This window comes from Lelliottia amnigena, from assembly GCF_019047465.1.
GTDB classification, from domain to species: Bacteria; Pseudomonadota; Gammaproteobacteria; order Enterobacterales; family Enterobacteriaceae; genus Enterobacter; species Enterobacter amnigenus.
Window position 1 is genome coordinate 3,334,479 of the sequence record NZ_CP077236.1, and the last position, 14,582, is coordinate 3,349,060.

Annotated in this window: 12 protein-coding genes; 3 read left to right on the forward strand and 9 right to left on the reverse strand. The window is 53.0% G+C overall.

All coding sequences use genetic code 11. The features are described from left to right. Positions 1-57: 57 nt before the first annotated feature. Together mepK and I6L74_RS15570 are read left to right on the forward strand one after the other, a co-directional pair. Positions 58-609 carry a peptidoglycan L,D-endopeptidase MepK gene (gene mepK / locus I6L74_RS15565; RefSeq protein ID WP_059178438.1) on the forward strand — a complete coding sequence of 184 codons (552 nt, stop codon included), beginning with the start codon at positions 58-60 and terminating at the stop codon, positions 607-609. A gap of 15 nt (positions 610-624) precedes the next feature. Next, complete coding sequence (locus I6L74_RS15570; protein ID WP_059178437.1) at positions 625-1,272, forward strand: MBL fold metallo-hydrolase; 648 nt, start codon at positions 625-627, stop codon at positions 1,270-1,272. Positions 1,273-1,322: 50 nt separating this feature from the next. On the opposite strand, the gene I6L74_RS15575 is transcribed toward I6L74_RS15570, so the two are convergent. The 4 genes from I6L74_RS15575 to pncB all read right to left on the reverse strand — a co-directional run bounded on the left by I6L74_RS15575 (position 1,323) and on the right by pncB (position 7,305). Then, entirely contained in the window at positions 1,323-2,513 is a 1,191-nt protein-coding gene (locus tag I6L74_RS15575) for an amino acid aminotransferase (protein ID WP_059178436.1), read from the reverse strand. A 188-nt stretch (positions 2,514-2,701) separates the two neighbouring features. After that, positions 2,702-3,808 carry a porin gene (locus I6L74_RS15580; RefSeq protein ID WP_059178435.1) on the reverse strand — a complete coding sequence of 369 codons (1,107 nt, stop codon included), beginning with the start codon at positions 3,806-3,808 and terminating at the stop codon, positions 2,702-2,704. A gap of 605 nt (positions 3,809-4,413) precedes the next feature. Then, entirely contained in the window at positions 4,414-5,814 is a 1,401-nt protein-coding gene (asnS, locus tag I6L74_RS15585; protein ID WP_059178434.1) for an asparagine--tRNA ligase, read from the reverse strand. Between the two features lie 288 nt (positions 5,815-6,102). Further along, on the reverse strand, positions 6,103-7,305 hold the full coding sequence (gene pncB, locus I6L74_RS15590) for a nicotinate phosphoribosyltransferase (protein ID WP_059178433.1): 1,203 nt from the start codon (positions 7,303-7,305) through the stop codon (positions 6,103-6,105). A 264-nt stretch (positions 7,306-7,569) separates the two neighbouring features. On the opposite strand from pncB, the gene pepN reads away from it, so the two are divergent. Next, positions 7,570-10,182, forward strand: a complete 2,613-nt coding sequence (gene pepN / locus I6L74_RS15595; protein WP_059178432.1) for an aminopeptidase N — start codon at positions 7,570-7,572, stop codon at positions 10,180-10,182. A gap of 140 nt (positions 10,183-10,322) precedes the next feature. Here pepN and ssuB read toward each other — a convergent pair whose 3' ends face one another. The 5 genes from ssuB to ssuE are packed head-to-tail and all read right to left on the reverse strand — an operon-like array spanning position 10,323 to position 14,564. Then, positions 10,323-11,093, reverse strand: coding sequence for an aliphatic sulfonates ABC transporter ATP-binding protein (gene ssuB / locus I6L74_RS15600; RefSeq protein ID WP_059178431.1), 771 nt, complete (start codon positions 11,091-11,093; stop codon positions 10,323-10,325). Then, positions 11,090-11,881 (reverse strand): aliphatic sulfonate ABC transporter permease SsuC, encoded by a 792-nt coding sequence (ssuC, locus tag I6L74_RS15605; RefSeq protein ID WP_059178430.1) that lies wholly within the window; start codon positions 11,879-11,881, stop codon positions 11,090-11,092. The genes ssuB and ssuC overlap by 4 nt, the downstream gene beginning before the upstream one ends. Positions 11,882-11,891: 10 nt before the next feature. Beyond that, positions 11,892-13,037, reverse strand: coding sequence for an FMNH2-dependent alkanesulfonate monooxygenase (gene ssuD, locus I6L74_RS15610; protein ID WP_059178429.1), 1,146 nt, complete (start codon positions 13,035-13,037; stop codon positions 11,892-11,894). Then, complete coding sequence (locus I6L74_RS15615) at positions 13,034-13,996, reverse strand: sulfonate ABC transporter substrate-binding protein (RefSeq protein WP_059178428.1); 963 nt, start codon at positions 13,994-13,996, stop codon at positions 13,034-13,036. The genes ssuD and I6L74_RS15615 overlap by 4 nt, the downstream gene beginning before the upstream one ends. Beyond that, positions 13,989-14,564, reverse strand: coding sequence for an NADPH-dependent FMN reductase (gene ssuE, locus I6L74_RS15620; protein ID WP_059178427.1), 576 nt, complete (start codon positions 14,562-14,564; stop codon positions 13,989-13,991). The genes I6L74_RS15615 and ssuE overlap by 8 nt, the downstream gene beginning before the upstream one ends. Positions 14,565-14,582: the final 18 nt, after the last annotated feature.

The window sequence follows — 14,582 nt, forward strand, 5'->3', positions numbered from 1 at the left end:
GTGCCCTTCGTGCGCTAAGCATATTTACGATAACATTGACCTGTAGACCTGATTACCATGGACAAATTTGACGCTAATCGCCGCAAACTGCTGGCGTTAGGTGGTGTTGCGCTCGGCGCTGCGGCCATCTTGCCTACGCCAGCATTTGCCACCCTCTCGACACCTCGTCCGCGTATTTTGACGTTGAATAACCTGCACACCGGTGAGTCAATTAAGGCGGAGTTTTTTGATGGCAGAGGCTATATTCAGGATGAATTAGCAAAACTAAACCATTTTTTCCGTGACTATCGCGCGAATAAAATAAAAGCCATCGACCCAGGATTATTTGATCAGCTTTTCCGCCTTCAGGGATTGCTTGGAACGCGCAACCCCGTGCAACTCGTTTCCGGTTATCGTTCGCTCGATACCAATAATGAATTGCGAGCCCATAGCCGTGGGGTAGCTAAAAAAAGTTATCACACGAAAGGGCAGGCGATGGATTTTCATATTGAAGGCATTTCATTAGCCAATATTCGCAAAGCCGCGTTATCTCTGCGCGCAGGTGGTGTAGGATATTACCCACGTAGCAACTTTGTGCATATTGATACCGGGCCAAATCGGCACTGGTAATAATGAAGGAGCAGTATGAACTATCGTATTATTCCGGTGACTGCGTTCTCCCAGAACTGTTCGCTTATCTGGTGTGAACAAACCAAACTGGCCGCGCTTGTCGATCCCGGCGGAGATGCTGAGAAGATCAAGCAAGAAGTCGCAGCGTCCGGCGTGACGTTGATGCAGATTTTGCTAACCCATGGTCACCTTGATCATGTGGGGGCGGCGGCTGAACTGGCGCAACATTACGGTGTGCCGGTGATTGGACCGGAAAAAGAAGATGAGTTCTGGCTGCAAGGGTTGCCCGCCCAAAGCCGCATGTTTGGCCTCGATGAGTGTCTACCGTTGACACCCGATCGTTGGCTAGAAGAGGGCGAAAGCGTGAACGTCGGGAATGTGACGTTACAGATATTGCATTGCCCGGGCCACACGCCGGGGCATATCGTTTTCTTTGATGACCAATCGCGTTTGCTGATCTCAGGCGACGTGATTTTCAAAGGTGGCGTAGGACGCAGCGATTTTCCACGCGGCGATCACGGACAGTTAATTCAGTCAATTAAACAGAAGCTGTTGCCGTTGGGCGACGACGTGACGTTTATTGCGGGGCATGGACCGATGTCGACGCTGGGATATGAGCGTTTGCACAATCCGTTCCTGCAGGATGAAATGCCTGTCTGGTAAAGCAAATAAAAAAGCCCGCTGAAGCGGGCTTTATTTTTACCTATTGTCGCTTACAGTACTGCGACAATGGCTTCGCAAAGTGGCGCCATATTATCGGGCGTCATACCCGCAACGTTGACGCGACCAGAAGCGACAGCGTAGACACCGAACTCCTCGCGCAGACGCAGAACCTGCTCTTTGGTCAAGCCGCTAAACGAGAACATCCCGTTCTGCCTGGTAATGAAGCTGAAATCGCGATCCGCGCCTTTCTCCGCCAGCGTGTTCACGAACAGCAGACGCATACGCTGGATACGCTGGCGCATATCGTTTAGCTCTTGTTCCCAGATGGCGCGCAGCGCGTCATTGCTGAGAATTGTCGCAACCACGGAAGCACCGTGCGCCGGTGGGTTCGAGTAGTTGGCACGAATAACGGATTTCATCTGGCTAAAGGCACGGTCAACGGTCTGCTCATCAGACGCAACCAGCGTACAGGCGCCTACGCGCTCATTGTACAGGCCAAAGTTCTTGGAATAGGAACTTGCGACAATCAGCTCCTGATGCAGCGCAGCAAAAGCGCGCAGGCCTTCAGCATCTTCTTCCAGGCCGCGAGCAAAGCCCTGATAGGCGAAATCGAACAGCGGCAGCCAGCCTTTTTCAGCAGACAGTTTTGCCAGCGTTTCCCACTGCTCAAGCGTAGGATCAATACCGGTTGGGTTGTGGCAGCAGCCATGGAACAGAACAACGTCACCCGCTTGCGCTTCATTCAGGCTTGCCAGCAGGCCGTCAAAATCCAGGGTGTGATTCACCGCGTCATAATAGGCGTATTCACACACTTCCAGACCCGCGGAATTAAACACGCTTTTATGGTTCGGCCAGCTAGGATTACTTACCCAGACGCGCTTGACAGAGGTATTTTTTGCAAGGAAATCCGCCGCGACGCGCAGTGCGCCAGTACCGCCAGGTGTTTGCGCTGTGCGAGCACGTTTATCGCTGATAATCGCGTTGCCTTTGCCAAACAGCAGTTCCTGAGTGCAATGACCAAATTCCGGAATACCATCAATGCCGAGGTAATTTTTGGTATTTTCATTTTCCAGCAGATACTGCTCGGCCTTTTTAACACTGGTCAGAACCGGTGTCTTGCCGGTCTCATCTTTATAGACACCAATCCCCAGATTAATTTTGGTCGGACGGTCATCAGCACGAAACAGATCGGCCAGGCCCAGAATAGGGTCGGCAGGGGCAGCGGTAATGTTCTCAAACATGACGAGGTTCCATTGTGATTACAGAAGTGAAATCCGCTATCAGGTTAACGGTTGATCTACAAAATGCCAACCGTTTGCGACAAAAAGCGTGCGCCTTTTCAAAAGTCGCCATTATTTACTTTCAGGCATAAAAAAACAGGACCGAAGTCCTGTTTTCTAGGCATTTAGCAGAGAGGGCTGCTTGCTTATTAGAACTGGTAAGTTACACCAACAGTTGCCTGGTTGTCAGAACCAACCCAGCTAGTGTCTGCGTCTTTGTCATCCAACAGGTTGAAACGGTAGTCACCGTATACGTTGAAGTTCTTGTTGAAGTAGTAAGTCGCGCCAGTGGTGATGTATTTAGCCAGGTCGCGGTCGCCGATACCGTTCAGGTCTTTGCCTTTAGACTGAACGTAAGATACGGAAGGACGCAGGCCGAAATCGAACTGGTACTGAGCGATAACTTCAAAGTTCTGAGTTTTGTTAGCTACGTTGTAGAACTCACCATCGTCATTTGCGGTATTTTTCTCGCCGCTGTTACCCAGGATGCTCATGTTGCGAGTTTCTGCATACACGGTTGCCAGGTAGATGTTGTTTGCGTCGTATTTCGCGCCAACAGCCCAAGATTGAGCTTCGTCACCTTTGCCGTCTTTTTTCTGCTCAACAGTACGGTTTGCAGTGGAGTATGCACCGATCAGACCGAAGCCTTCACCGAACTCGTAACCCAGAGACAGACCAACGCCGTCGCCATTTGCTTTATTCAGGTTGTCAGTGCGGTCGTTTTTACCCTGGTACTGAACGCCGAAGTTCAGACCATCAACCAGACCGAAGAAGTTGCTGTTACGGTAGGTCAGCAGGCCGGTAGAACGGCTGGTCATGTAGTTATCGGTATAACCGCCACCCCAGGTTTCGCCGGAGAAGGATGGAGCCATATCGGTGTAAGACTCAACATCGTAAACGATGCCGTAGTTACGACCGTAGTCCAAAGAACCTGCGTCAGAAACTTTGATACCCGCGAATGCCAGACGAGTCACGTTAGTCTGATCGCCTTCAGCAGCGCCAGCACGTGCACGATATTCCCACTGACCGTAACCAGTTACCTGATCGTTAACCTGAGTTTCGCCTTTAAAGCCAATCTGGCCGTAAGAGGAGTCAGCATTTGCGTGTTCGCCAGAAGTGGTGAAGCCATGCTCACCAACAACTTTACCGTAGAAGTCCAGTTTGTTGCCGTTTTTGTTATAGATTTCTGCAGCGTTTGCTGCACCGGCTACCAGCAGGGCAGGGATAACCACTGCCAGGATATTGCGCTTCATCATTATTTATTACCCTCATTGGTTTTTTTATGACACTCGCCACTGCACTCAATAAATTCTGTCAATAAATATTTCCGGAACTATTGATGAGAGTTTGGTGTCTTTATGTATCTGACAGGCATCTTTCCATTCAAAGAACCGTTTCGCTAGCCTGAAAGTGCTACAAAGATAAAGATTGGGTAACAAAAAGCAATTATGTGTAACTAAATGTGAATTTACTGGAACTTTGTGAACCACCTCAAATTTCAGAACTGATTGCTGAATAAAAAGACTGGCGCATTGCTATATATATGAATTGCTTATGTTTAATTTTAATAAAGGCGTTTCATATCAACAGAACCTAAACAACCCTGTTTTTCTTATTGTCAGCATTGGCCGTCTGGATGTCTTTTTGTATGGTCGAAATTTGTGCTAATGCAATCAGTCGTGAGTAGACGCAATAAGAATGCGGTTTATTTTTTGTACATAGATGTTTCGTGGAAATAAAACGTAACAGCTAGAGGGATTGGCGGGGTTGCATTGAATAAACGCTGACTTTCAACTGACAATAATTGACACTGCAGAATAAAATAACGGCCAGCAAATGCTGGCCGTCATCAATGTAGTGCTTAGAAGCTGGCGTTACGCGGCGTTCTTGGGAATGCGATAACGTCACGTACGTTCTGAACACCAGTGACATAGGCAATCAGACGTTCGAAGCCCAGGCCAAAGCCTGAGTGTGGCACGGTGCCGTAACGGCGAAGGTCGCGATACCAGCTGTAATCTGCCGGATTTAGACCCATCTCTTCCATACGTGCGTCCAGCACGTCCAGACGCTCTTCACGCTGGGAGCCACCGATGATTTCACCGATGCCAGGCGCAAGCACGTCCATTGCGGCGACGGTTTTGCCGTCTTCATTAAGGCGCATATAGAAAGCCTTAATGTCTTTAGGATAGTTTTTAACCACGACCGGAGCTTTAAAGTGTTTCTCAGCCAGGTAACGCTCGTGCTCGGAAGACAAATCCACGCCCCAATAAACCGGGTTCTCGAATTTCTCACCACATTTTTCCAGGATAGCCACCGCATCGGTGTAATCCACCTGAGCGAAATCGGCGGAGACGAAACGCTCCAGACGTGCAACCGCATCGCTGTCTACACGCTCAGCGAAGAATTTCATGTCATCAGCACGTTCTTCAAGTACCGCTTTGAAGACGTACTTCAGCATCGCTTCTGCCAGACCTGCCACATCGTTCAGGTTCGCGAAAGCCACTTCTGGCTCAAGCATCCAAAACTCTGCCAGGTGACGGCTGGTGTTGGAGTTTTCCGCGCGGAACGTAGGGCCGAAGGTATAGATTTTAGACAGCGCACAGGCATAAGTTTCGCCGTTGAGCTGGCCGGATACGGTCAGGAACGCTTCTTTACCGAAGAAATCTTTGTCAAAGTCCACTTTGCCTTCTGGCGTACGCGGCAAGTTTTCAAGATCCAAAGTCGACACGCGGAACATTTCGCCCGCACCTTCAGTATCCGATGCGGTGATCAGCGGGGTGGAAACCCAGAAGTAACCCTGCTCATCAAAGAAGCGATGCAGGGCCTGCGCCAGAGTGTGACGCACACGGGCCACGGCGCCGATCATGTTGGTACGCGGGCGCAGGTGGGCGACTTCGCGCAGATACTCAATGCTGTGGCGTTTAGCGGCCATTGGATAGGTGTCAGGATCTTCAACCCAGCCGGTCACTTCAATTGCTGTCGCCTGCAGTTCAAAACTTTGGCCTTGACCCGGGGAAGCGACCACAACACCCGTAACAATGACGGAGCAACCGGTGGTCAGGTGCAGAACTTCGTCATTGTAATTGGGCAGAGAATTATTAATTACGGCCTGTACAGGATCAAAGCAGGAACCGTCATAGACGGCGAGGAAGGAGATGCCAGCTTTAGAATCTCGGCGAGTACGTACCCATCCGCGCACGGTGACTTCTTGGTCAACGGCGACGCGGCCCTGGAGTACGTCGGCTACAGGCACAACGCTCATAATAATCTCTCTGTTAATAGTCGGAAAAAATACCCGTCAAACTTCAGGTTGCATGTGCGTTGGCTGCGCTCGTTCACCCCAATCACTTACTTATGTAAGGTAAGGGGGAATTCACTCGCTTATCGCCTTCCTGCAACCCTCATTATTTAGGGCATAGACACATGTCCGCCCATATAGGGGGGATATCTATGTTACCTGGCATCCGCCATCAGACAAGTAGATTTCGCAGAGAAACGAGAAGAAATGAGAAAAAAACGAGGCTAGGGGGCCAGGAACGCCCCCAATGGACTAACTGGCTTTTTTGATTTGCGGCAGATCGAAGGCTTTACGCAGCGCGCGCACGAAGGCTTTGTCATGGCAAATGGTTTTGCCAGGGCTGTCAGAGAGCTTAGCAACCGGCTTACCGTTACATTCCACCAACTTGATAACGATATTCAGTGGTTTGACCTGAGGAATATCGCAGGTCAAACGCGTACCAATTCCAAAGCTCAAATTCACTCTGGATGAAAAGTGGCGATAAAGCTCAAGGGCTTTGGATAGATCCAGGTTATCAGAAAAAACCAACACTTTGGTTAGCGGATCGATCCCGAGTTTTTCGTAATGCGCGATCGCTTTTTCGCCCCACTCAACCGGATCCCCGGAATCATGGCGCAAACCCTGATAGCGCTCCGCAAATTCAGGGCCAAAGTCGCGCAGGAACGCATCCATAGTAATGCAGTCGGTCAGCGCAATTCCTAGCTTATCCGGATATTCTTCCAGCCAGGCCGCCAGCGCAGCACGTTGGCTGGTTGCAAGATCGGGACTGATTTGCTGGTGCGCCTGGAACCACTCGTGGGCTTGTGTGCCCATTGGCGTCAGATTGCGGCGGCGGGCTAAGTCATAATTGCTGGTGCCAACAAACCACGGCTCCTGCTGCAAGCGCTCGACAATGGCTTGTTGTACGTCGCGTGAGAAACGGCGGCGCGTACCAAAATCCATCAGACGGAAACGCGACATATCCACGGATTCGGACATCTGGGCGAATTCGACGAGTTTGCTTTCAAGTGTCGCGAGCGCATGTTCAACGCCCATTTCGGGAGAGCGATAGCGGTGCACAATCTCGCTAATGACAGCCAGCAACGGCACTTCCCACATGATCACTTCACGCCACGGGCCAGCAAGACGGATATTCAGCTTGCCGTTATCGTTGGTGATCGTCACTTGTTCAGGGTTGTAGCGGAAATTGCGCAGCCAGTCTAAATAGTCGGCTTTAAAGAACGGCAGGCCCGAGAGCCACTGGTATTCGTCGTCCTGCAGCGCCAGATGCTGCATAGCATCGACCTGTTCACGAATGGTGTCGGCGTAAATACCGAGCAAGTCATCACCACGGCAACGAAACTCTGCCGCTACCTGTACGTTGTAGTAATGGTGAAAAACGGCTTGCTGCATGTGCAATTTATACGCATCGGTATCCAGCAACGTATGCAGAACAGGGGTAGCGAATTGAGTCATAGGTGCGCCGTAGCATCCTCTCACGGGAGCGTTTAGTACAATAAACAACTATTGAAACCGCTGGAGTATACCTTGTTTAGCGATTTATTGAACCCCGATCACAACATAAGCCACCGTTATGGTCGAGAGCATTTCGTGCCCCGTGTTATACAAATGTAGCAAAAAAGGGTTTTGTTGCTGAAAAGATGAAGATTCTGCGTAGCGCGTTTTGCGCAACAGGAATAGACTGACTCGTTATTCGACAAACGATGCATAAGGTTTTCTATGACACAACAGCCACAAGCCAAATACCGCCACGACTACCGTGCGCCGGAATACCTGATTAGCGATATCGATCTGACTTTTGACCTGGATGCCACAAAAACCGTCGTGACGGCCGTAAGCCAGGTGACCCGCCAAAGCGCGACGGCGGTTCCGCTGCGTCTTGATGGTGAAGATCTGACGCTGGTTTCTGTTCATGTTAATGATGAAGTCTGGTCTGACTATAAAGAAGAAGAGAACCAGCTGGTCCTTAACAATCTGCCAGAGCGTTTCTCGCTGCGCATCGTGACCGAAATAAGCCCGGCAGCAAATACCGCGCTGGAAGGTCTGTATCAATCGGGCGAAGCGCTTTGCACCCAGTGTGAGGCCGAAGGTTTCCGCCATATCACCTGGTATCTGGATCGTCCGGATGTGCTTGCGCGCTTCACCACCAAAATTATTGCGGATAAAACAAAATATCCATACCTGCTCTCTAACGGTAACCGTGTTGGACAGGGCGAGCTGGAAAATGGCCGTCACTGGACCCAGTGGCAGGACCCGTTCCCAAAACCGTGTTACCTGTTTGCGCTGGTGGCCGGTGATTTCGACGTGCTGCGCGATACCTACAAAACGCGTTCCGGTCGCGATGTCGCCCTGGAGCTGTTTGTCGATCGCGGTAATCTCGACCGCGCGCCGTGGGCAATGACTTCACTGATCAATTCGATGAAGTGGGACGAAGAGCGCTTCGGCCTCGAATACGATCTCGACATCTATATGATCGTGGCCGTCGACTTCTTTAATATGGGCGCGATGGAGAACAAAGGCCTTAACGTCTTCAACTCCAAATATGTCCTGGCGCGTACCGACACCGCGACGGATAAAGATTATCTCGATATCGAACGCGTGATTGGTCATGAATATTTCCACAACTGGACCGGCAACCGCGTCACCTGCCGCGATTGGTTCCAGTTAAGCCTGAAAGAGGGCTTAACAGTGTTCCGCGATCAGGAGTTCAGCTCCGATCTGGGGTCACGCGCCGTTAACCGCATCAGCAACGTGCGCACCATGCGTGGCCTGCAGTTTGCCGAAGACGCCAGCCCAATGGCGCATCCGATTCGCCCGGATAAAGTGATCGAAATGAACAACTTCTACACCCTGACGGTGTACGAAAAGGGTTCTGAAATCATTCGTATGATCCATACGTTGCTGGGCGAAGAGAACTTCCAGAAAGGGATGCAGCTTTACTTTGAGCGTCACGACGGCAGCGCAGCCACCTGCGATGACTTCGTGCAGGCCATGGAGGACGCATCTAACGTTGACCTGTCGCATTTCCGCCTCTGGTACAGCCAGGCCGGGACGCCGATTGTCACGGTTAAAGACGATTACAACCCGGAAACCGAGCAGTACACGCTGACCATCAGCCAGCGTACGCCGCCGACGGCTGAGCAAGAAGAAAAACATCCGCTGCATATTCCGTTCAGTATTGAGCTTTACGATAACGAAGGAAAAGTGATCCCGCTGCAAAAAGGCGGCCATCCGGTGCATCACGTTCTGAACGTCACCCAGGCTGAGCAGACTTTCATCTTTGATAACGTCTACTTCCAGCCCGTTCCGGCGCTGTTGTGTGAATTCTCTGCACCGGTCAAACTGGAATACAAATGGAGCGATCAGCAGCTGACGTTCCTGATGCGTCATGCGCGTAACGATTTCTCCCGTTGGGATGCGGCGCAAAGCCTGCTGGCGACCTACATCAAGCTGAACGTGAATCGTCATCAGCAGGGCCAGCCGCTGTCGTTGCCAGTGCACGTTGCCGATGCATTCCGCGCTATTTTGCTTGATGAACACATCGATCCGGCGCTGGCCGCAGAAATTCTGACGCTGCCTTCCGCGAACGAAATCGCTGAGCTGTTTGATATCATCGATCCCATTGCCATCACCGCTGTGCGTGAAGCGCTGACCAGAACGCTTGCGACTGAGCTGGCGGATGAGTTCCTGGCGATTTACACCGCCAACAGGCTGGATGAATATCGCGTTGAACACGCGGATATCGGCAAACGTTCGCTGCGTAATACCTGTCTGCGCTATCTGGCATTTGGTGACACCGAATTTGCCGATGCGTTAGTCAGCAAGCAGTATCACGACGCCGATAATATGACCGATGCACTGGCCGCGTTGGGCGCAGCGGTTGCTGCCGAGCTGCCGTGCCGTGATGCGCTGATGCAGGAGTATGACGATAAGTGGCATCATGACGGTCTGGTGATGGATAAGTGGTTTATTCTGCAATCCACCAGCCCTTCAGCCGATGTGCTGAGCAACGTCCGCAGTCTGCTGAAGCACCGTTCCTTTGCCATGAGCAACCCAAACCGTGTCCGTTCGCTGATTGGCGCGTTTGCAGGGAGCAATCCTGCGGCTTTCCATGCGGAAGACGGCAGCGGTTATCAGTTTATGGTGGAGATGCTGACGGAGCTTAACAGCCGTAACCCGCAGGTCGCGTCGCGTCTGATTGAGCCGCTGATCCGCCTGAAACGCTACGATGCGAAACGTCAGGCGAAAATGCGCGCGGCGCTGGAGCAGCTAAAAGGGCTGGAGAATTTATCGGGCGATCTGTTCGAGAAAATCAGCAAAGCGCTGGCCTGATAAATCCACGAGCCATCCCTCTCCTTGTAGGAGAGGGATGGCGTGAGCACATCAGACCGCACCAGGTAACAGAAAACGGCAGCCATCTGGTTGCCGTTTTTGATGTGTGTTTCCTCTCCCTTGGGAGAGGGGTGAGGGCATCAGGCATTCGCTTTGATGCGCTGTTGTTCTGTTGCTCCCCGCTTCATAACCCGATCCAGCACTTCTGATTCCAGCTCTGCCAGCCGGACCGATCCCAGACGACGTGGGCGAGCAATATCGACCGTCACGTCCAGTCCGATTTTCCCATCTTCGATTAACAAGACGCGATCGGCCATCGCGATGGCTTCACTCACATCATGTGTAACCAGCAACACGGTAAAACCGTGCTCTTGCCACAGCGATTCAATCAAATCCTGCATCTCGATACGCGTCAGGGCATCAAGCGCACCCAGCGGTTCGTCCAGCAGCAGCAGGCCAGGGCGATGAATTAGCGCACGCGCCAGGGCCACGCGCTGCTTTTGTCCTCCCGAAAGCGCTGCTGGCCATTCGCCTGCACGATTTTCGAGTCCGACGGATGCCAGCGCTTGCCGCGCAGCGTCCCGCCAGTGGCCTTTTAGCCCCAGCCCGACATTGTCGATAACCGTTTTCCATGGCAGGAGGCGCGCATCCTGGAACATCATGCGCGTATCGTCCTGGAGTTCGGCCAGCGGGGTATTTCCGGCCAGCAGTTCTCCGCCATTGGGGGCTTCAAGCCCGGCAAGCAAGCGCAGTAGCGTACTTTTACCTCCGCCGCTGCGCCCGACCACCGCGACAAACTGGCCTGCGGGAATATGCAGATCCAGCGCGTTCAGAATCGTATTTTCGCCGTAGCGTTTCGTCACGCCGTTGAGCAATAAAGGTGTCCCCTGGGTTAAGCGAGCCGTGTTCATACGTTTGCCTCCTTCAAGGAATAGGCCGGATTCCAGCGCAGCCAGCTGCGCTCAAGCCACTGGGCACTGACGTCAGCGAGTTTGCCAAGCAGGGCATAGAGAATGATGGCAACCACCACCACGTCGGTTTGCAGAAATTCACGGGCGTTCATCGCCAGATAGCCAATACCGGAATTGGCGGAGATGGTTTCCGCGACAATCAGCGTCAGCCACATCAGACCGAGCGCGAAACGAACGCCCACCATAATCGACGGCAGAGCCCCCGGCAGAATCACATGGATGAACAGAGAAAAGCCGGATAAACCATAGCTGCGCGCCATCTCCACCAATCCCCGGTCTATGTTTCGAATGCCGTGCCAGGTGTTGATATAGATTGGGAACAGCGTGCCGAGCGCGACGAGGAAAATCTTGGCGCTCTCATCGATGCCGAACCATAAAATGACCAGCGGGATCAGCGCCAGATGCGGCACGTTACGCAGCATTTGAATCGAGGTATCCAGCAAGCGCTCACCCCAGCGCGATAATCCGCTGATCAGGCCAAGCGTCAGCCCAATCGACCCGCCGATGGAAAATCCAATCGCCGCACGCCAGGAGCTGATCGCCAGATGTTGCCACAGTTCACCGCTGGCACTGAGCGACCAGAACGCCTCCACCACGCCCTCGGGAGAAGGCAGAATGCGACTCGACAACCAGCCCACAGACGACGCAATTTGCCAGATAATCACAATGACGACGGGCAAGAACCAGGGCGCCAGACGCAGGAGCCATTTTCGGGATGGATTCGCCATACTGACCTCGTTAACTCTGCGCTGTTTTACGGGGAATAAATTCATTCGCCACCGCTTCGCCCTGAACCTGCAGCGGACGCGGTTGTGGGACTTGCGGGATGGCGACATCCAGATGCGGGAACAACAGCTCGCCGACGTTATACGCTTCTTCGAGGTGCGGATAACCGGACAAAATAAAGCTGTCGATCCCCAGATCGGCATATTCATTGATTCGTGCCGCCACCGTTGGACCATCACCCACTAACGCCGTTCCTGCGCCACCCCGCACCAGGCCAACGCCCGCCCACAGGTTCGGACTGATTTCGAGATTTTCGCGTTTACCGTTATGAAGAGAGGCCATCCGGTGCTGGCCCACTGAATCAGTTTTGGCCAGGGCGGCCTGCGCTTTGGCAATGGTGTCATCGTCAAGGTGTGAAATCAGACGATCGGCGGCCTGCCACGCTTCCTGATTCGTCTCCCGCACAATGACGTGTAGACGGATCCCAAAACGCACCTGACGGCCATGCGCGGCGGCTTTGGCGCGCACCTGTTCAATTTTCTCTTTCACCTGTTCAGGCGGTTCGCCCCAGGTGAGATACAAATCGACCTGTTCTGCCGCCAGATCCTGTGCAACGTCCGACGATCCGCCAAAGTAAAGAGGAGGACGCGGCTGCTGAACCGGTGGGAAATAGAGTTTCGCATCACGTACGTGAATGTGTTTGCCTTCATAGGTGACGGTTTCGCCCTCAAGCAGACGACGCCAGACGCGGGTGAATTCTGCCGAGGCCTCATAGCGTTCGGTGTGGTCGAGGAAGACGCCGTCTCCCGCGAGTTCCGTCGGGTCGCTGCCGGTCACCAGATTAAACAGCGCACGCCCGTTTGAGAGTCGGTCAAGCGTGGCGGCCTGGCGTGCGGCAACGGTCGGGGAAACCACGCTTGGGCGCAGGGCGACTAAAAACTTCAGACGCTGCGTGACCGGGATCATGGCCGCGGCCACCAGCCAGGCATCTTCGCAGGAACGGCCAGTGGGAATCAGTACGCCGGTGAATCCGATTCTGTCTGCGGCTTGCGCGATTTGTTGCAGGTAGCCGTAATCGACCGGACGCGCCCCTTCCTCAGTACCAAGATAATGCCCATCACCGTGGGTCGGTAAAAACCAGAACAGATTAAGACTCATGATTTCGATCCTTCTTTGCCAGCGGGTTGCCAGATACGGTCGCGAATATCGATCTTTTTAGGGAGCAGACGGTTTTCATAAAACAGATCGGCGGTTTGTTGCTGCAAAACTGCCGTGTGGGCGTCAACAGGCTTGATCACGGTTATTGGGCGGTGATCCAGATAGCTTGCGATCACCGGTTCGGGCAGGCCCATGGTTTTTGCCAGCAGAGCGATACTCTCCTGACGTTGGCTTTGGGTGAGCGCATCTGCCTCACTGAAGGTGTTCAGCACACCTTGTATAAATTCGCCGTTCTTTTCGGCATAAGGACGCGCGGCAAGATAGAACGAACCGGTCTGTTTAAGCGTTTCGCCATCTTTTAGAACGCGAACGCCACCCTGAAGCAGAGCCGCAGAATAGTACGGGTCCCAGATGGCCCAGGCGTCCACGTTATTTTGCTGGAAAGCGGCGCGCGCATCGGCTGGGCTTAAGTAGATCGGCTGAATATCCTTGAACGTCAGGCCCGCTTGTTGCAGCGCGCGAAGCAACAGATTGTGCGAACTGGACCCTTTCTGGAACGCAACTTTATGGCCTTTAAGATCCGCGACGGTTTTAATCGGACTGTTTTCAGGCACCAGGATAACTTCGGCCTTAGGCTTGGCCGGTTCTACGCCCACGTAAACCAGATCAGCGCCTGCGGCCTGGGCGAATATCGGCGGAATATCTCCCGTACTGCCTACATCTATACTGCCCACATTGAGTGCTTCGAGCATTTGTGGGCCAGCCGGGAATTCAATCCACGAAAACGTGGTCTGCGGATAACGTTTTTCCAGCAGCTGATGGCTTTTTGCCAGCACCATGCTGATGCTGCCTTTCTGGTAGCCGATACGTAAACTTTCCGGCGCAGCATTCGCCGCATGAGCCAGCGCGGAGACGGCCAGCAAACCCGTTAGCCCGAGACGAAAGAGGTGTTTAAACATGGGCGACTCCTTTCAGACGGCCAAAGGTAGGGGCTTGAGCATCGCGGCGATGCAATGCCTGCCAAAACGTTTCGAGTGCGCTATCCAGACGCGATTGCAAGTTGGGGGTGAACTGTGGTTTATGCTGATAATCCACAACCTGAGAATCATCGGCGAACACGCCGTGCAGGATCTCCTGGGCTTTCAGCGCATTGAGAACGGGCTTGAGGGCATAATCAACGGCCAGCATATGGGCGACGGTGCCACCGGTCGCCAGCGGAAGGACGACTTTTCCCTCCAGCGCGCGTTCAGGCAGCAGATCGAGAAGCGTTTTTAGCGCGCCAGAAAATGAGGCTTTGTAAATCGGCGTCGCCACAATCAGGCCATCAGCCCCCTTGAGTTGCTGAATCAGCGCCTGAAGCGCCGGACTTTCAAACCGGGCATACAGCAGATCTTCAGGCTCAAAGTTATGCAGATTCCAGTGACACACTTCGACATCCCGCGAATTCAGCTGTTCGCGGGCATATTCCAGCAGGGCACTGGAACGTGAAGGAAAACGCGGACTTCCAGCCAACGTGATGACGCGCATGTTTGCTCCTTATAACCA